Below are 17,846 nucleotides of genomic sequence, written 5' to 3'. Positions count from 1 at the left end.
GAGGACGTCGCCCCTCATTCGTCGACGTCGATCCAGTCGAGGGTGCGGGCGACGGCCTTCTTCCAGCGCGCGTAGCCACGCTCGCGCTGCTCCGCCGACCAGGTCGGATGCCAGCGCTTGGCTTCGTTCCAGTTCTGTTCCAGCTCGTCGGTGTCGCTCCAGAAGCCGACCGCGAGCCCCGCGGCGTAGGCCGCGCCGAGCGCCGTGGTCTCGGCGACCACCGGACGCGACACCGGCACGCCGAGGAAGTCGGCCTGCAACTGCATGCACAGCTCGTTGGCGGTGACGCCGCCGTCCACCCGCAGCACGTCCAGCCGCACGCCGGAGTCGGCCTGCATCGCCTCGACCACGTCGCGGGTCTGGTAGCAGATCGATTCCAGCGTCGCCCGGGCGAGGTGGGCGTTGGTGCTGTAGCGGGACAGGCCGACGATCGCGCCGCGCGCGTCGGAGCGCCAGTACGGCGCGAACAACCCGGAGAACGCGGGCACGAAGTAGACCCCGCCGTTGTCCTCGGCCTGCCGGGCCAGCGATTCGCTCTGCGCCGCACCGGAGATGATGCCCAGCTGGTCGCGCAGCCACTGCACCGCCGAGCCGGTCACCGCGATGGAGCCTTCCAGCGCGTACACCGGCTTCTGCGCGCCCAACTGGTAGGCGACGGTGGTCAGCAGGCCGTGCTGCGAGCGGACGATCTCGGTTCCGGTGTTGAGCAACAGGAAGTTGCCGGTGCCGTAGGTGTTCTTCGCCTCGCCGGGACGGAAGCAGACCTGCCCCACGGTGGCGGCCTGCTGGTCGCCGAGTACACCCGCCAGCGGTACCGCGCCGCCGAACGGTCCGTCGGCTCGGGTCGTGCCGAACAGGTCCGGGTTCGCCGAGGGGGCGATCCTGGGCAGCATCGCGCGCGGCACCCCGAACACCGACAGCAGTTCGTCGTCCCAGTCCAGGGTCTCCAGGTCCATCAGCATGGTGCGGCTGGCGTTGGTCGGATCGGTGACGTGCACGCCGCCGTCGACTCCGCCGGTCAGCTGCCACACCAGCCAGGTGTCGGTGGTGCCGAACAGCGCGTCGCCGCGTTCGGCGTCCTCGGCCACTCCCGGAACGTTTTCCAGGATCCAGCGCAGCTTGCCGCCGGAGAAGTAGGTGGCGGGCGGCAGGCCCGACTTGCGCCGGATGGTGTCGCCGTGCCCGGCCCGTTCCAGTTCGGCGGCGATGCGATCGGTGCGGGTGTCCTGCCAGACGATCGCGTTGCAGTACGGCCGCCCGGTCTTGCGGTTCCACACCACCGTGGTCTCGCGCTGGTTGGTGACGCCGACCGCGGCCAAGTCGCTCGCGACGAGATCGGCCTTGGTCAGCGTGGTCTGGATGACCGCGCGGGTGCGCTCCCAGATCTCGGTCGGATTGTGCTCCACCCAGCCAGGGCGCGGCAGGATCTGCTCGTGCTCGAGCTGGTGGCGGGCGACCTCGTTGCCACCGTGGTCGAACACCATGAAGCGGGTGCTCGTGGTGCCCTGGTCGATGGCGCCGACGTACTGGCTCATCGTGGTCCTTTCGGGAAACTACTGGGACAGAGCGGGATCAGAACAGGAACTGCGCGGCGAGTCCGGCCAGCGCGCCACCGAGCAGCGGGCCGAACACCGGCACCCAGGCGTAACCCCAGTCGGAGTCCTTGCCGCGCGATACCGCGTCGGTCGCTTCGGCCGGTGCGGGGGCGCCCGCGCCGACCGGGACCAGGACCGCTTCGGCATGAGCGGGCTTGCGCACCGGCAGCAGCGCGTGCGCGATGCGCGGACCGAGATCGCGGGCGGGGTTGATGGCGTATCCGGTCGGCCCGCCCAGCGAGGCGCCGATGCCGACGACCAAGAGCGCGGCGGCGGCCGGGCCGAGCCCGCTCGGAGTGTGACCGAAGGTGAGGATCACCAGGACGAGGGTGAACGTGCCGATCACCTCGGTGACGAAGTTCCAGCGCAGGGCGCGAATCGCGGGGCCGGTGGCGAATACCGCGAGCTTCTTCTCCTCGTCGGTCTCGGCGTCGAAGTGGCGCTTGTAGGCCACGTAGGCGACGGTCGCGCCGAGGAACGCGCCGGCGAATTGGCCGCTGAGGTAGGCGAGCGTCGTCGATCCGGAGATCGCGATGCCGGGGGCGAACTCGTCGGCGCCGCTGAACAGGATGCCGACGGTGACCGCGGGATTCAGATGACCGCCGGTCTTGTAGGCGACGTAGACGCCCGCCAGGACGGCGAACCCCCACCCCACGTTGATCAGCAGCCAGCCGCCGTCCAACCCTTTGGATTTCGCCAGCAATACGTTCGCGACCACACCGACCCCGAGCAGCACCAGCACGCCTGTGCCCAGTGCCTCGCTGAGGAAGATCGAGCCGAAGTTCATCGTTGAGCCTCCGTTCGCCCCGCAGGTCGCGGACGCGACCGTGCGTGAAACGGAAATTACGGCGGGAAGTGGCACCCGGATACCGCTGCCGTTCGACATTGTCGAACGCCTCGACTGGTTGCCGGAAGGCGGCGCCGCTACCGTCCGACCCGCGAGGAGGATGTATGGCGCAGCTCACACTGGGTTTCGATGATGTTGCCCAGGTATTACCAATCGTTCGACATTGTCGAATCACGACGCGGGTAGGTTGTCCGATATGCCGGGTGCGATCCAATCGATCGAGCGGGCGGCGGCCGTGCTGCGGCTGCTGGCCCGTGGTTCCGGGCGGCTCGGCGTCGGCGACATCGCGGGCGCGCTCGATCTGCCGAAGCCGACCGCGCACGGTATCCTGCGCACCCTCCACGGCGTCGGTTTCGTCGAACAGGACCCGGCCACCGGCAAGTACCAGCTGGGCGCCGCGCTGCTGCACCTGGGCACCAGCTACCTCGACGCGAACGAGTTGCGCTCCCGCGCGATCAACTGGGCCGACGCACTCGCCGCGCGCACGGGTGAGTCGGTGCGGATCGGTGCGCCGATGGACGGCGCGGTGGTCGTCGTGCATCACGTGTTCCGCCCCGACAACACCCAGCAGGCGCTCGAACTCGGCGAACTGCTGCCGCCGCACGCCACCGCGCTGGGCAAGGTCCTGCTCGCCTACGACACCGACCTGGCCGCCGCGACGCGTCGCGCCGAACTCGCCCCGCTCACGCACCGCACCTTGGTCGACCGCGCCGCGCTCGCCAGGGCGCTCGGCGGCGTCCGGCAGGCCGGATGGGCGGGCGACACCGAGGAATTCCGTACGGGCGAGGCGGGAATCGCGGCGCCGATCCGGGCTCCAGGTGGGCTCGTGGTCGGCGCCATCGGCATCACCGGCGCAGTGGACCGGCTCTGTGACGCCCAGTTGCGGCACCGGCCCGCGCTGGTCGGTCAGGTGCTCGACGCCGCACGGGCGGTGTCGCGTGATCTCGCCGCGGGGGAATGACTTTCGTCCCGCCGGTGACCAGCCGATGTCGACCAGGAGCAGCCGAGCATGAAGCAGCGTTACGTGCTGGCCATCGACCAGGGCACCACCTCCACGCGGTGCATCCTGTTCGACCAGCGTGCCCGGCTGGTCGGCGTCGCGCAACGCCCGCACCGGCAGCACTATCCGCGGCCGGGCTGGGCCGAGCAGGACGCGCTGGAGATCTGGCGCAACGTCGAGCGCATCGTGCCGCAGGCCCTGCGGGACTCCGGTGTGACCGCCGACCGGATCGCCGCGCTCGGCATCGCCAATCAGCGCGAGACCACCGTGGTGTGGGACCGCCGCACCGGCACGCCGATCGGGCGCGCGATCGTCTGGCAGGACGTGCGCACCGAGGAACTGGTCCGCGAACTGGAGCACAAGCCGGGCTCCGAAAGAATCCGTGAGCTGTGCGGCCTACCGCTGGCCAGCTATTTCGCCGCACCACGGCTGCGCTGGATGCTGGACTCGGTGCCCGGACTGCGCGAGCGCGCCGAGCGCGGCGAAGTGCTGTTCGGCACCATGGAGACCTGGCTGATCTGGAACCTCACCGGCGGCCCCGACGGGGGGCTGCACCGCACCGACGTCACCAACGCCAGCCGCACCCTCCTGCTGAACTTGCGCACCCTCACCTGGGACGACGAACTGCTGGAGTTCTTCGGCATCCCCGCCCGCATGCTGCCGCGCATCCAGCCTTCGACCGCGTCCTACGGCAGCACCCGCCGGGTGGTGCCCGGCATCCCCATCGCCGCCGCGCTCGGCGACCAGCACGCCGCCCTGTTCGGCCAGACCTGTTTCGCCCGCGGGGAGACCAAGTGCACCTACGGCACCGGCGGTTTCCTCATGATGAACACCGGACGTGACCTGGTGCGCTCCGAGCACGGGCTGCTCACCACGATCGGCTACCAGATCGGCCCGGAGCCGGTCTACGCGCTGGAGGGTCCGATCGCGGTCACCGGCTCGCTGGTGCAGTGGGTGCGCGACAACATCGGGCTGGTCACCAGTGCGCCGGAGATCGAAACCCTCGCGCGCACGGTCGAAGACAACGGCGGCTGCTACGTCGTGCCCGCGTTCTCCGGGCTGTACGCGCCGCATTGGCGCAGCGACGCGCGGGGCCTGATCGCCGGACTGACCTCCTACATCACCAAGGGCCACATCGCGCGCGCCGTGCTGGAGGCCACCGCCTGGCAGACCCGCGACGTGGTGGAGGCGATGAACGCCGATTCCGGCCTGCACGCCGCGGCACTGCGCGTCGACGGCGGGATGACCTCGAACAACCTGCTCATGCAGATCGTGGCCGACGTCTTGGACGTGCCGGTGTCGCGTCCGTTCGTCGCCGAGACGGTCTCGCTCGGCGCGGCCTACGCCGCGGGCCTTGCCGTCGGGTATTGGCCCGACCTGGAAGGCTTGCGCAACAACTGGCGCCTTGCCGCCCAATGGGTTCCGCGGATGGACGCGCAGCTGCGGAAGGACGAGTACGAGAACTGGAAACGCGCGGTCGAGTTGACGTTCGGCTGGGTGCGGTCGAAGAAGCGCACACGGCGGTGATTTCGCGGCCCGCGGTGGCGGGGACCGGCGCTCGTGTCGGAAGCGTGGGTTAGCGTCGAGAGCATGCGGCTTCACGTGGGATGTGCGATGTGGACGCACGCGGCCTGGCAGGAACGGCAGCTCGCTCCGGGAGAGCGGTTGCGCTGGTACGCCACGTGGTGCAACGCGGTCGAGGGCAATACGACGTTCTACGCCACGCCGTCGCGGCGAACGGTCGAATCGTGGGCGGCGCAATGCGATTCCACGTTCCGATTCGTGCTCAAGCTGCCCAGGCCGATCACCCACGAACGCAGGCTGACCGGGGCCGAGGACGAGCTGCGGTCCTTCCTCGCCGCGATGGAGCCGCTCGGCGAACGCATCCACGCCCTGTGGGTACAGCTGCCCGGTTCGTTCGGACCCACCGATCTCGGCGCGCTGGCCGGGTTCCTGCGACAACTACCGCGCGACCACCGGGCCGCCGTCGAAGTGCGCCACCCCGCGTTCTTCGACGACGAGCAGGCGGCGCGCCAGCTGGAATACGTGCTGTCCAGGGTCGGCGCCGAATGGGTGCCGTTCGACACCACAGTGCTTTTCGACGGTCCGCCCACCAGCGCGGCGGAACAGGAAGCGGCCGCGAAGAAGCCGCGGGTGCGGCGCAGGATGCGCGCGCTGACCGAATACCCGATCGTGCGGTATCACGGCCGCGACGATGTCCAGCGCACCGTCGACGGCTGGCGGCCGTGGGTCGGCACGGTCGCCGAATGGCTGCGGGAAGGCCGTTCGCCCACGGTATTCCTGCACACGCCGGACAACGCGGGCTCGCTCGAGCTGGCCCGCCGTTTCCACGACGAGGTCAGGGCCCGGCTGCCCGAACTGGAGCCGCTGCCCGAGCCCGCCGCCGCCGAGCCGATGACGCTCTTCTGACGGAAAACGCCTCCCGCGGCGGGATCGAGCCGCGGGAGGCGTCCGGGTCAGGCCTGCAGGCCGACCTCGACCTCGAGGGTGAGGGTGATCTTGTCGCCGATCACCGCGCCGCCGTCGGGCAGCGGCATGTCGATGGTGATGCCGAAGTCGCGGCGGTTGATCACGGTCTTGGCCTCGAAGCCCGCGACCGGCCCGTTGCCCATGCCCGGGTTGACGCCGAGGAACTCCACCTCGAGCGATACCGGCTTGGTGACGCCGCGGATGGTGAATTCGCCGTCCACCACGAAATCGTCCCCGTTCACCCGGAAACCGGTGGACTTGAACGTGGCCACGGGGAACTGCTCGGCCTGGAAGAAGTCCGCGGTGCGCAGGTGGGCGTCGCGCTGTTCGTTGTCGGTGGTGACCGAGTCGACCCGGATCTCGGCCTCGGCCGAGGCGCTGCCGTCCTCGCCGATCACCAGCTTGCCGGAGAAGTCGGTGAAGCGCCCGCGCACCTTGCTGACCATCAGGTGGCGCACCGAGAAGCCGAGGGTGGAGTGGGCGGGGTCGATGGCCCAGGTGCCCGCGGTCAGAGCGTTGGTGGTTCCGGTCGACATGATGTTCTCCTTGTTGATTGAGAATTGAACTAGGTGGCTGTGGGTGGGGTGGGATCGGTCGGAAGAAGATCAGTGCGTGCCGAGCAGCTGTGCGAACGGTACCGGGTCGTCGTACGGATCGGCGGCACGCGGTCGCGGCGTTTCGGTCAGTTGAGCGGCGAATTCCGCTGCGGCGCGGTCGATTCGGGAACTCAATCCCTGCGCTGTCGCGGACGCCCAGTCTTCGGAGGCGGCGTAGACCGCGGTGGGCGTGACCACCGCGCGCAGGTAGCTGAACATCGGCCGCAGGGCGTGCTCCAGCGCGAGGGAGTGGCGCGCCGAGCCGCCCGTCGCGCCGAGCAGCACCGGCATTCCGGCCAGCGCGTCCGGTTCCAGCACGTCGAAGAACGTCTTGAACAGGCCGCTGTAGGACGCGTTGAAGATCGGCGTGACGGCGATCAGGCCGTCGGCGCCGGTCACCGTCTCGAGCGTCGCGCGCAACCCGGCCGGAGCGAATCCGGTCAGCAGGTTGTCGGCCAGATCCCGGGCGTGCTCGCGTACCTCGACCACGTCGAAGGTGGCCTCCGCGCCGGACCCGGACAGCGCCGCGCCGGTCGCCGCGGCGAGCCGATCGGCGAGCAGCCGGGTCGACGAGGGTTGCGACAGTCCCGCGGACACCACGGCGATGCGGGTCATCGGGTCGCCTCCACGGCGGCGTCGCGGGCGGCGACCAGGCTCGCGTGCGTCGGAGCGTCGGGCACGTGCGCCGGGCGCATGGCCGCGAACTCCTTGCGCAGCACCGGCACCACTTCCTCGCCGAGCAGGTCCAGTTGCTCCAGCACGGTCTTCAGCGGAAGGCCCGCGTGGTCCATCAGGAACAGCTGGCGCTGGTAGTCGCCGAACGTCTCGCGGAAGGTGAGCGTCTTGTCGATGACCTCCTGCGGGCTGCCCACGGTGAGCGGGGTCTGCTCGGTGAACTCCTCCAGCGACGGGCCGTGCCCGTACACCGGCGCGTTGTCGAAGTAGGGGCGGAACTCGCGCACCGCGTCCTGCGAGTTCTTGCGCATGAACACCTGTCCGCCCAGGCCGACGATCGCCTGATCGGCGGAGCCGTGGCCGTAGTGCTCGTAGCGCTGCCGGTACAGCCCGATCAGCCGCTGGAAGTGCTCCTTCGGCCAGAAGATGTTGTTGGCGAAGAAGCCGTCGCCGTAGTAGGCCGCCTGCTCGGCGATCTCCGGGCTGCGGATCGAACCGTGCCACACGAACGGCGGGACGTCGTCCAGCGGGCGCGGCGTCGAGGTGAACGACTGCAAGGGCGTGCGGAATTTGCCTTCCCAGTCGACCACGTCTTCGCGCCAGAGCCGGTGCAACAGGTGGTAGTTCTCGATCGCCAGCGCGATGCCGTCGCGGATGTCCTTGCCGAACCACGGGTAGACCGGCCCGGTGTTGCCGCGGCCGAGCATGAGATCGACCCGCCCCTCGGCCAGGTGCTGCAACATCGCGAAGTCCTCGGCGATCTTCACCGGATCGTTCGTGGTGATCAGGGTGGTCGCGGTGGAGAGCTGCAACCGCTCGGTCCGCGCCGCGATGTAGCCGAGCATCGTCGTCGGCGACGACGGCACGAACGGCCGGTTGTGGTGCTCGCCGGTGGCGAACACGTCCAGCCCGACCTCCTCGGCCTTGCGCGCGATCGTCACCATGGCGGTGATGCGCTCGTGCTCACTCGGCGTCCGGCCGGTCGTGGGGTCGGTCGTCACATCACCGACCGTGAAGATTCCGAACTGCACGACGCCTCCTTCGTTCTTCAGTCTGGCGCAATTTGGTGGATATGGCAACCAAAGGAACCGGACGAGGTCCGCCGATATTCCCCGCGCGGCGGTGTGGCGTCGGTTACGGCAGGTATTCCGCCGGCCACGTCCGGGTGATTTCGCGCGTGACTTGCGCGTCAGTGTCGAGTTCGATGATGCCGAAGGCGGGGCCCGAGAAGGGAAGCTCGACGTTGCGCTACGGGACGCCCGCGCTCGCCGAGGCGGCGGCGTAGGCCGCGGTGTGCTCGGCGAGCACCAGGTGATCGCTCGACCCCTCGATCAACAGGGTGGGCGGGGAGCCGGACGGAATCGGGTAGCCGACTACGCGCGATTTCCGGTGGGTCGTCCGCAGAATCGGTCGCCACAGGATTTCGACCATCGGGTTTCGAAGGGATTGGCATGGCTGGTTATCACGATTGGTTGGCGCCCGCTCCGAATCCGGAGCCCCCCTTGGACAGCCGCGGGCGCGCCGAGGCTCGTGCTCCGGAACCCGTCCGGGCGCTACCCTGCCGCACGCGGCCGCGTGCCGGGTCCGGCCGGGCTAGTGCCGGGGTGCGCAGCGCGGTGCGGCGAAGTCATGCGTCCGCGGCGCGGGCGGCGGACGAAACCGGGTCGTCCGCACGGCGATTCGCCGAGTCGGCGGTGCGCATCGTCCTCGAGGTGCTCGACCGTAGGAGACCGGTGCCGCAACTGGCCGTGGTCGCCGACGCCACCGTTGTCGCCGCGGTGCGCACGGTGCTCGACGCCGGTTTCGTGCCGGGCCGCGGTCTTGGCGTCGCGGTGCCGATCCGGGTGAGCGTGGTGCTCGTCGACGCCAGGACCGCCGAGATCTTCGCCGCTTACGCCCGCGGCGGACGCCGTTTCGCCTTGGCCGGGCGCATCGTGCGGAGCCGCTCGGCAGGGTGGCGGCTGACCGCGCTGCGCATCCGATGACGCCGTGCGCGGCGGTGCGCACCACGCCGCGCTCCCGGGGGACGACTTGCGCGGGGAGCGACGGTCAGCCGAGCTGGACCGATCGTCGCGCCATGCCGAACCAGTAGCCGTCGATGACGGTGCGCAGCGCGCCGAGGTCCTCCTCGCCCGCGCCGAGCGCGACGAACAGCGGTGCGAAGTGCTCGGCGCGGGGGTGGGCCAAGCGGGCGGCCGGCGCCTTGCGCTCGAAATCGAGCAGCGCGTCCACATCGGCGGCGGCCAGTGTCTCACGGCCCCAGACGTCGAATTCGGCGGTGAAGGAGTGCACCTGCTCGTCGTCGGACGTCATGGCGCGCAGATTGTGGGTGAAGAACCCGCTGCCGACGATCAGCACGCCCTGCTCGCGCAGCGGCGCCAGTTTCCGGCCGATGTCCAGCAGCGCCTGCGGCTCCAGCGTCGGCATGGACAGCTGCAACACCGGCACGTCGGCGTCCGGGTACATCTCCTTCAGCGGCACGTAGGCGCCGTGATCGAGCCCGCGCTCCGGGACGTCGGCCACGGCGACGCCCGGTCCGCCCAACAGGTTTCGCACGTTCTCGGCCAGCTCCGGCGCACCCGGCGCGGGATAGCGCACCCGGTAGTAGCGCTCGGGGAAGCCCCAGAAGTCGTAGACCAGCGGCACCGTCTCGGTGGCGCCGAGCGCGATGGGCGCGGCCTCCCAGTGCGCGGAGACGATCAGGATCGCGCGGGGGCGCGGTAACGCGCGCGACCACGCCGCCAGCTCGGCGGGCCAGCTCGCGTGATCGGCCAGTGGCGGAGCGCCGTGCGAGAGATACAGCACCGGCATCCGTTCGGTGGTCACGCTGGTCATGGCGCTCCTCTTCGCTTGATCGCCCAGGTCGTTCAAATTTGAACTCAACTGTAGCTGGTTGTTCAAATTTGAACAACAGGGCTAGGGTGGAGCCGTGGAGACCAGGTGGCTGAACGCGCGCGAGATGCAGGTGTGGCACAGCTTCCTCGCGGCGGGCGCGTTGGTGGGTCGCGAGGTGGAACGGCAGCTCAAGCGGGAGGGGCTGTCCCACACGCAATACGAGGTGCTGGTGCGGCTCGCCGACGCGCCGGAGGGCCGCTTGCGGATGACCGAACTCGCCGACGCGCTCTACACCTCGAAAAGCGGGCTGACCTACCAGGTGACCCAGCTGGAGAAGGCCGGGCTACTGGTGCGCGAGACCTGCCCGACCGACGTGCGCGGCGTCATCGCCGTGCTCACCGGCGCGGGCCGGGAAAGGCTGGCCCAGATCGCGCCGGAGCATGTGGCGACCGTTCGCCGCGTCCTCGTCGACGTGCTCAGCGCCGCGCAGCAGAGCGCCGTCGCGGAAGGGCTGGGCGAGGTCGCGCGCCGGCTCGCCCGCTGACTCAGGCCAGCGACGCCAGCCAGTCGCGCATCCACGACAGCGCGGTCGCCCCGTCGCCGACGCGGTAGCTGCCGTAGGCGGTGTGCGCCTGCGAGCGATAGAACTCATCCAGCAACCGGGCCCGCTCCTGGTTCGCCGACTCGGACAACTGGCTCTGCAGCAAGGGAATTCCGCCGTTGGACATCAGATCGCCCATGATGGCGCCCATTTCCAGCTGGTAGCGCCAGAGATACGCGGGGTCGGGATGGGAGGTCTGGGCAAGGAATCCGGCGAAGCGGGTCACGAAATCGTCCGATGCCGTGGCGCAGTACAGGTCGCCGACCGCGCAGATGGTGCGGGTCTGTGGGGTGACCCAGCCGAAGCCGCCGATGCGGGGACCGCCTGCCCCCGCGCCGCCCACCGGCGGGCCGACGAGCGCGTCGGTGGGGGAGCGGCGCGGATCGGAGATGAGCCCGACCGCCGCGATCCGCTGCGGCGGCACGACGCCGAGCCCGGTGCCGATCTCGGCGGCGAGATCACCCGCGGCGTCGGCGCCCTGGCTGTAGCCGAGCAGCGCGATCTTGGTCGCGCCGCACGAGCGGGCCATCGCCCCGATCATGCCGCGCGCGTTGTCGACGGCCTCACGTTTGGAGGCGCCGTAAACCTCGCTCTCCCAAGGGAAGGCGGTCGCGGCGTAGCTGACGTAGTCCACTCGCACCGAGGACGGCAGGCCGTTGGTGACTCCGGCCAGCATGCCGGGGCCGGGGCGCTCGCCGTCCGGCCGGTCGGTGGTCTCCCAGGTGCCGGGGATGGCCACCACGTACATGCTCGGGCAATCGGGCTCGGCGACGGCGGGCCCGCTGCCCGGTCCAACGCACGACAGCGCCATCGCCGTGAAACCGATGGCCGCCGAGATCAACTTCGATCGCATGGCGTTTGCTCCTGGTAGTACAGGCGCCGCAGGCGCTCCCCGGCAGGAATCGGCCTCCGCCGGGCGCCGCGCGGTGGTCGAACCCGGCCCCGTCGAAGGCTGCATTGAGACTCGGTGGTCTCAAAGTGCAGCCAGGATAGCGAGAGTGTGTGAGACAGCACAATCCGGGGTGGAAGTGATGCGTATCACAGTGTGTTCAGTCGTGTCGAAGCTTCTTGATTGCTAGGCGCCCTGGGTGAGTAGGACTGCCATGGCCTGCGCCCATCGGTCGATGGTTGCCCGTGCGGCGCGCTCCGAGGTGCGCAGCGGGCGGGACATGGCGGTGCCGCGCAGGATCGCGATGGTGAGATCGCGGACGGCCGGATATCCCGGATGGCCGACGAATTCCGGCCCGAACAGCGCGTCCACCACGCGCCGCAAGTCGCGCCCGGCCGCGCGTTCGGCCGCGCGCAACGCCTCGGCAAGCACCGGATCGGTCCGCGCGGCCGTCCAGAGTTCGAACTCGGCTTGCGCGGCCGGTCGCGCCATCGACTCGTACAGGGCGGTCAAGGCGCGCAGCGCCGGATCGGCTCCGTCGCCGAGTCCGGCCGCGATCTCGCGCACGGCCGCCTCGTTGCGCGCGACCAGATGGCCGACCAGGTCGGTGATCAACGCGCCGAAGGTCGGGAAGTGGTGCAGCAGCGCTCCGCGGCTGACCTGCGCGGCGCGCTGCACGGACAGGGTGGTCAGCGCCCGGTAGCCCTGTTCGGCCAGCAGGTCGGCGGCGGAGTCGAGGATGCGGGCGCGGGTCGCCCGCTTCTGCTCCTCGCGTAGTCCGGCCACTCCCGGCTCCCTTCGTCGGCGCGGCATTTTCACAGTCAATATTGACTGTGAATCCGCGGTTGCGCCAGACTGCGGGGACGGGTTCCGGACGAGCGTCGAAGGGAAAGCGATGACCGACAGTGACATCCAGGCCGATGGCGGCGCGGGCGCGTGGTATCGCGGGTGGACCGAGCGGCCGGACTCGCCGTGGGCCGGACGCCCCGACCCGGATGACGCGCGCGAATATCGCACGCTGACCTACGAGCGGGACGGCCGCATCGCGCGCATCACCTTCGACCGGCCGGAGAAGGGCAACGCGATCACACCCGACACGCCGAACGACCTCGCGCACGCGGTGGAACGCGCGGATCTGGACCCGCGGGTGCACGTGATCCTGGTGTCCGGGCGCGGCAAGGGATTCTGCGGTGGATACGACCTGAGCCTGTTCGCCGAGCAGAGTTTCGCGGTGGCCGGCGGTCCGGGCGACGCGGCGGGGACGGTCGTCGATCCGGTGGTGCAGGGCCGCAATCACGACCCGGCGCGCACCTGGGACCCGATGATCGACTACGCGATGATGAGCCGGTTCAACCGCGGTTTCGCCAGCCTGATGCAGGCGAACAAGCCGACCGTGGCCAAAGTGCACGGCTTCGCCGTGGCGGGCGGCAGCGACATCGCCCTGTTCGCCGATCAGATCATCTGCGCCGACGACGCCAAGATCGGCTACCCGCCCACCAGGGTCTGGGGTGTCCCCGCGGCGGGCATGTGGGCGCATCGCCTCGGCGACCAGCGCGCCAAGCGCCTGCTGTTCACCGGCGACTGCCTCACCGGCAGGCAAGCGGTGGAATGGGGCCTGGCCATCGAATCCTGGCCCGCCGACGAACTCGACGCGCGCACCGAGGAATTCGTCGCGCGGATCGCGCGGATGCCGGTCAATCAGCTGATGATGGCCAAACTGGCGCTCAACTCGGCGCTGTACACCCAAGGCGTGGCGAACTCCGGCATGATCAGCACCGTCTTCGACGGCATCGCCCGGCACACCACGGAGGGTTACGCCTTCCAGGCCCGCGCCGCCACCGCCGGGTTCCGCGCCGCGGTCCGGGAACGCGACGAACCGTTCGGCGACCACAAACGGGACCGGTCCGTGGAATGACGCTCTGCTGTCAGCGGACGGGCGGCACCTTCCCGGTCGCCTCGTCGTCGATGTCGTAGCCGAGCCGCACATCGTGGGCCACCTCGCCGCCGCTCACCGTGATCCGGCTGGTCACCGCGGGGTAGCCGCGCGCGACGACGGTGTAGTCGCCTTCGGCGAGATCCGTGACGACATAGCGGCCGTTCTCGTCGGTGCGCGTCGTCGCGGTCAGGACGCCCGCCGCGTCGAGCACGCTGATCTGCACATCCGCGACCGCCCGGCCGCCGTCCGACCACGCCGACCCGGCCAGCACCGCCATCGGCGTGAGATCGATGTCGTGGTGCAGCAGCCCGCTGTCCGGGACGGTCAGCGCGGTCGCGCTGGGACGCATGTGCTCGGCGACCGCGACGACGGTGTAGGTGCCAGGCACCACGCCGTGGCACACGTACCCGCCGTCGGCGCCCGCGGTCGCGGATCCGACGACCTCGCCGTCCAGGTCGGTGAGCGTGATGGTCGCGCCGGACAGCGGCTCGCCGGCGGTGCTCGACCGGACCACGCCGGACACCTCGCCGGAGCCGAGCAAGGTGATGTCGCATTGCTGCGGCCGGTCTCCGACGGTCACGTTGACCGCGGCGGGCTGATGCCCCGCGGCCGACACGATCAGCACGTAACTGCCCGCGTCGGGCGCGCCGACGAGGTAACTGCCGTCCGCGCCGCCGCTCGTTCGCGCGGCCTGCCGTCCTCGATGGTCGATGAGCGTCAACGCGGCGGCGGGCACCGGCCTGCCGTCCTCGCGATGGACATAACCGCTGAGCGAACGGCCGTCGTAGTCGGCGCTGTCGAAGCTCGCCTTCGGTTCGCGCCGGTATTCGCCGTTGCCCGCGGGATCACCCGAGCCGTAGCCGCCCGCGCCCCCCGCGAGCACCGGTTCCGGCTCCGACAGCGCCTGCGCGGCGCCTTCCCACACCTGGTCCGCGTCCCAGTGCGACTCGGCGGCTTCGGTCTCGACCGGTGTCCGCGCGGCGGGCGACGGAGCGTCCTGCAGCGGAATCTCTTTCATGAACATCAGCACCCCGCAGGCCAGCAGCGCGACCCCGCCCGCCGCGTAGAACACGCCGTGCATGGAGTCGGTGAAGCCGGTGAGGATCGGCACCTTCAGCGCGTCGGGCAGTGCCGCGATGCCGCTGGTGTTGGACTGCATGCCGCTGAGTTGTTCGGCGCCGAACCCGGGCGGCAGCGCGCCGCCGAACGCGTCGGTGATCCGGTGCGGCAGCAGGTTGAACAGGATGGTCAGGAACACCGCGACGCCGAGTGTGCCGCCCATCTGGCGGAAGAACGTGGCCGACGCGGTGGAAACACCCATGTCCGAGCGCGGCCCGGCGTTCTGTGCCGCGATGATCAGCGTCTGCATACAACAGCCGAGCCCGAGCCCGATCAGTCCGCCGATCGCCAGCGGCTGCCACAGCGGGCTGTCGTACTGCACCTGCGCGTACAGGACCGCGCCGACCGCGACGATGAACGTGCCCGTCACCGGCAGGATCTTGTAGCGGCCGGTGCGCTTGGTGATCCGCCCGGCCGCCTGGGAGCCGATCGTGATGCCAAGCACCAGCGGCAACATCAGCAGACCCGCCTTCGTGGGCGAATAGCCGCGCACCACCTGGAAGTACTGCGGCACCATGGTGATCGCGCCGAACATCGCGACGCCGACGATGAACCCGCCCGCGATGGTGACGCTGAAGGTGGAGTTCTTGAACAGCCGCAGCGGAATCAGCGCCGAGTCCTTCATGAGGAACTCGACCAGGATGAACAGCAGCAGGCCCGCCGCCCCGATGCCGTAGCAGAGCAGCGACCGGTGCGACGACCAGCCCCAGTGCCGCCCTTGCTCCGCGACGATCAGCAGCGGCACGACGCAGATCGTCAGCGTCAGCGCGCCGAACCAGTCGATGCGGTGGCGCTGGCGCTGGTGCGGCACGTTGAGCACCTTGGCAACCACGAGCAGCGCGAGCAAGCCGACCGGGACGTTCACCAGGAACACCCACCGCCAGCCTTCGATGCCGCCGAGTTGCTCGTAGTCGGAGAAGAAGCCGCCGAGCACCGGGCCGAGCACCGTCGCCGTGCCGAAGACCATCATGAAATAGCCCTGGTAGCGCACCCGTTCGCGGACCGGGACGATGTCGCCGATGATGGTGAACGCCAGCGACATCAGCCCGCCCGCGCCCAAGCCCTGGAACGCGCGGAACGCCGCGAGCTGGTACATCGAGGTGGCGAAGGTGCAGGCCACCGAGCCGATGACGAACAGCCCGATCGCCGTGAGATAGAAGGGCTTACGGCCGTAGATGTCGGCCAGTTTGCCGTACAGCGGCGTGGTGATCGTCGCGGTGATCAGGTAGGCGGTGGTCGCCCATGCCTGTTCGTCGAAGCCGTGCAGGCTGTTGGCGATCTTGACGATCGCGACGCTGACGATGTTCTGGTCGAGCGCGGCCAGGAACATGCCGAGCAGCAGCCCGGACAGGATGGTCAGGATCTGCCGGTGCGACAGTGACGTGTCCGCGGCTGCGTCCGGGTTCCGCGGAGCCCGGGTGGTGGAAGTCGTCATGAATGAGCCCTATTTCGGATCGGCTGGGTGTCGGGTGGTGGTCTCTATTCCTGCGGTGAGCCGGTCGAGCAGCGCGGTCAACGTGTCGCGGTCCGGTGCTGGCCAGTCGGCCAGGATGCCGGCCAGCCATCGGTTGCGCTGGGCGCGATTCTCCTCGAAGACGCGGACGCCTTCCGCGGTGGCCGCCAGCACGCACGCGCGGCCGTCGACCGGGTCGGCCCTGCGCTCGACCAGGCCGTGCGCCACGAGTTGTCTGCTCTGTCTGCTGATGGTGGACGCCTCGGCGTGCAGCAGTTCGGCGAGCCTGCCCGCGCGCTGCGGTCCGTCGTGCACCAGGGAGAACAGCACGGTGTAGGCGAGCCGCTCCAGTCCGTCCGGTCCCGGCCGGACCGGTTGCCATTTCGCCCGGTTGACCGCGCGCATGAACCGGACCAGCCGCTGACCGAGTTCGTCGGCGGCCGCGAGTTCGGCTGCCGTGATCTCGTGCTCGCGAGCGGTTGCGGACATGACACTCACCTCGACGTTCCCCACCGGCAAATTGATTAGCAACCACAACTAGTTGCTTTAAGCAACTATACATCCGGGTTGCCGGAGGTCTGCGAGGTGGGTCACGCGGCCCTCGCGTTGCTACCGTCGATGGCGTGTCCGAGTCGCTTCTTCGCTTCCGTGCCGCCTTGCCGTCCGATTGCCGCTGGGAGCCGGTCGGCGGCGGGGAATCCGGCGCCGAGGTGTTCCGGTCCGGCGACGGGTCCCGCTATGCCAAGTGCGTCGACGCCGGACGAATCGCCGACCTCGCGCTGGAGCGGGACAAGGTCGCCTGGCTCGACGGCCACGATATCCCCGGCCCCGAGGTGCTGGACTGGCGGGCCGACGGCAACGGAGCCTGCCTGGTCACCAGTGCCGTCCGCGGCGTGCCCGCGGACGCGGTCTCCGCGGAGACGCTCTCGCGCGCTTGGGAATCCATCGCGGACGCGGTGCGACGTCTGCACGATGTGCCCACCGAGGAGTGCCCGTTCGATCGTGGCCTGGCGCGCATGTTCGCGATGGCCCAGGACGTGGTGGTGCGGGGCGCGGTGCACACCGAGTTCCTCCCCGAGGAACAGCAGGACACTCCGCCCACCGTTTTGCTCACCAGGCTGGCCGGTGAACTGGAGCCGAGAATGACCGAGGAGTTCGCCGAAGCTGTGGTGTGCCACGGCGATCTGTGCCTGCCCAACATCATCCTCGATCCGGAAACGCACACCGTCGCCGGTTTCATCGACCTCGGGCGGCTCGGCATCGCAGACCCGTACGCCGATATCGCCCTGCTGCTGGCCAACGCCAGGGAATCGTGGCAGGACGAGCGGCGCGCCGAACACGCCGACCGAATCTTCGCCGCCCGCTACGGCATCGATCTCGACCCGGATCGTCAGCGCTTCTTCCTCCATCTGGATCCGCTGACCTGGGGATGACCCGATCGCGCGGCCCGGATGTTCTCGTCCGGCACGTCGTTCCTGGTCGCGACCAGAATGGGAACCGTCGTCGGGCATTTCGGCCTTGCCTGTTGAGCATTCGACCGACAGAATCCGGGGAAATATGCAATGTTGTTATTGCGCAACGGCATTGAGAGGGAACCCACGGTGGCCGAATAGGCACCCGTAAAAGGGGGTGCGGCGAGATCATGTCGTCGAACACGTCCGAGCCCGGCGGCCGACGCGCCCGCCGCGGCCAGGTCAGGGTCGAACGCGTGCCCACATGGCCCGGGATGATCTCCGCGCATGAGCCGCCGCCGCGCGGGGACCGCGACCGGCACCGGCCCCACCGCGCTCGGCGTGGCGCGCGGCGTGGC

General features: G+C 69.7%; 18 protein-coding genes. 7 read left to right on the top strand and 11 right to left on the bottom strand.

The window, feature by feature from the left end:
- Positions 1–14: 14 nt before the first annotated feature.
- Together glpK (NB3_RS15205) and NB3_RS15200 are read right to left on the bottom strand one after the other, a co-directional pair.
- Positions 15–1,535, bottom strand: coding sequence for a glycerol kinase GlpK (glpK, locus tag NB3_RS15205; RefSeq protein ID WP_067802890.1), 1,521 nt, complete (start codon positions 1,533–1,535; stop codon positions 15–17).
- A 37-nt stretch (positions 1,536–1,572) separates the two neighbouring features.
- Positions 1,573–2,382: an MIP/aquaporin family protein gene (locus NB3_RS15200; protein WP_067802887.1), complete on the bottom strand. Its 810-nt coding sequence runs from the start codon at positions 2,380–2,382 to the stop codon at positions 1,573–1,575.
- A gap of 256 nt (positions 2,383–2,638) precedes the next feature.
- Here NB3_RS15200 and NB3_RS15195 point away from each other — a divergent pair, with 256 nt between their 5' ends.
- The 3 genes from NB3_RS15195 (at position 2,639) to NB3_RS15185 (ending at position 5,872) form a co-directional block, all read left to right on the top strand.
- Positions 2,639–3,403 carry an IclR family transcriptional regulator gene (locus tag NB3_RS15195; RefSeq protein ID WP_067802884.1) on the top strand — a complete coding sequence of 255 codons (765 nt, stop codon included), beginning with the start codon at positions 2,639–2,641 and terminating at the stop codon, positions 3,401–3,403.
- 48 nt (positions 3,404–3,451) lie between these two features.
- Positions 3,452–4,969 carry a glycerol kinase GlpK gene (gene glpK, locus NB3_RS15190; protein ID WP_067802882.1) on the top strand — a complete coding sequence of 506 codons (1,518 nt, stop codon included), beginning with the start codon at positions 3,452–3,454 and terminating at the stop codon, positions 4,967–4,969.
- A gap of 63 nt (positions 4,970–5,032) precedes the next feature.
- Positions 5,033–5,872 (top strand): DUF72 domain-containing protein, encoded by an 840-nt coding sequence (locus NB3_RS15185; protein ID WP_503826326.1) that lies wholly within the window; start codon positions 5,033–5,035, stop codon positions 5,870–5,872.
- A gap of 47 nt (positions 5,873–5,919) precedes the next feature.
- On the opposite strand, the gene NB3_RS15180 is transcribed toward NB3_RS15185, so the two are convergent.
- The 4 genes from NB3_RS15180 to NB3_RS15165 all read right to left on the bottom strand — a co-directional run bounded on the left by NB3_RS15180 (position 5,920) and on the right by NB3_RS15165 (position 8,634).
- Entirely contained in the window at positions 5,920–6,468 is a 549-nt protein-coding gene (locus NB3_RS15180) for a YceI family protein (protein WP_039799915.1), read from the bottom strand.
- Positions 6,469–6,537: 69 nt separating this feature from the next.
- Positions 6,538–7,143: an FMN reductase gene (locus tag NB3_RS15175; RefSeq protein ID WP_067802876.1), complete on the bottom strand. Its 606-nt coding sequence runs from the start codon at positions 7,141–7,143 to the stop codon at positions 6,538–6,540.
- The gene (locus NB3_RS15170) at positions 7,140–8,234 is read right to left on the bottom strand and encodes an LLM class flavin-dependent oxidoreductase (RefSeq protein ID WP_067802873.1); all 1,095 of its coding nucleotides are present in this window, start codon (positions 8,232–8,234) and stop codon (positions 7,140–7,142) included. The genes NB3_RS15175 and NB3_RS15170 overlap by 4 nt, the downstream gene beginning before the upstream one ends.
- 217 nt (positions 8,235–8,451) lie before the next feature.
- Positions 8,452–8,634: a hypothetical protein gene (locus NB3_RS15165; protein ID WP_067802870.1), complete on the bottom strand. Its 183-nt coding sequence runs from the start codon at positions 8,632–8,634 to the stop codon at positions 8,452–8,454.
- 185 nt (positions 8,635–8,819) lie between these two features.
- Here NB3_RS15165 and NB3_RS15160 point away from each other — a divergent pair, with 185 nt between their 5' ends.
- Positions 8,820–9,188, top strand: coding sequence for an Rv3235 family protein (locus tag NB3_RS15160; RefSeq protein WP_157111813.1), 369 nt, complete (start codon positions 8,820–8,822; stop codon positions 9,186–9,188).
- Between the two features lie 64 nt (positions 9,189–9,252).
- Here the strand turns inward: NB3_RS15160 and NB3_RS15155 are convergent, their stop codons facing one another.
- Positions 9,253–10,038 carry a dioxygenase family protein gene (locus tag NB3_RS15155; protein ID WP_067802864.1) on the bottom strand — a complete coding sequence of 262 codons (786 nt, stop codon included), beginning with the start codon at positions 10,036–10,038 and terminating at the stop codon, positions 9,253–9,255.
- A 94-nt stretch (positions 10,039–10,132) separates the two neighbouring features.
- On the opposite strand from NB3_RS15155, the gene NB3_RS15150 reads away from it, so the two are divergent.
- Positions 10,133–10,582 (top strand): MarR family winged helix-turn-helix transcriptional regulator, encoded by a 450-nt coding sequence (locus tag NB3_RS15150; RefSeq protein ID WP_244891917.1) that lies wholly within the window; start codon positions 10,133–10,135, stop codon positions 10,580–10,582.
- 1 nt (position 10,583) lies between these two features.
- Here NB3_RS15150 and NB3_RS15145 read toward each other — a convergent pair whose 3' ends face one another.
- Both NB3_RS15145 and NB3_RS15140 read right to left on the bottom strand, forming a co-directional pair.
- Positions 10,584–11,492: a cutinase family protein gene (locus NB3_RS15145; protein ID WP_084486259.1), complete on the bottom strand. Its 909-nt coding sequence runs from the start codon at positions 11,490–11,492 to the stop codon at positions 10,584–10,586.
- 222 nt (positions 11,493–11,714) lie between these two features.
- The gene (locus NB3_RS15140; protein ID WP_244891916.1) at positions 11,715–12,314 is read right to left on the bottom strand and encodes a TetR/AcrR family transcriptional regulator; all 600 of its coding nucleotides are present in this window, start codon (positions 12,312–12,314) and stop codon (positions 11,715–11,717) included.
- Positions 12,315–12,423: 109 nt separating this feature from the next.
- Here NB3_RS15140 and NB3_RS15135 point away from each other — a divergent pair, with 109 nt between their 5' ends.
- A complete protein-coding gene (locus NB3_RS15135) occupies positions 12,424–13,443 on the top strand; it encodes a crotonase/enoyl-CoA hydratase family protein (RefSeq protein WP_067802858.1) in 1,020 nt (339 codons plus the stop codon).
- Positions 13,444–13,453: 10 nt separating this feature from the next.
- Here the strand turns inward: NB3_RS15135 and NB3_RS15130 are convergent, their stop codons facing one another.
- Together NB3_RS15130 and NB3_RS15125 are read right to left on the bottom strand one after the other, a co-directional pair.
- Entirely contained in the window at positions 13,454–16,018 is a 2,565-nt protein-coding gene (locus tag NB3_RS15130; RefSeq protein WP_067802856.1) for an MFS transporter, read from the bottom strand.
- Positions 16,019–16,027: 9 nt separating this feature from the next.
- The gene (locus NB3_RS15125; protein WP_067802854.1) at positions 16,028–16,525 is read right to left on the bottom strand and encodes a MarR family winged helix-turn-helix transcriptional regulator; all 498 of its coding nucleotides are present in this window, start codon (positions 16,523–16,525) and stop codon (positions 16,028–16,030) included.
- 134 nt (positions 16,526–16,659) lie between these two features.
- On the opposite strand from NB3_RS15125, the gene NB3_RS15120 reads away from it, so the two are divergent.
- Positions 16,660–17,469: an APH(3'') family aminoglycoside O-phosphotransferase gene (locus tag NB3_RS15120; RefSeq protein WP_084486258.1), complete on the top strand. Its 810-nt coding sequence runs from the start codon at positions 16,660–16,662 to the stop codon at positions 17,467–17,469.
- The last annotated feature ends 377 nt before the right edge of the window (positions 17,470–17,846 follow it).

It is taken from the genome of Nocardia beijingensis NBRC 16342 (genome assembly GCF_001612785.1).
In the GTDB taxonomy this organism is placed as follows: Bacteria; Actinomycetota; Actinomycetes; order Mycobacteriales; family Mycobacteriaceae; genus Nocardia; species Nocardia beijingensis.
This window is presented reverse-complemented; position numbering and strand designations above follow the sequence as displayed.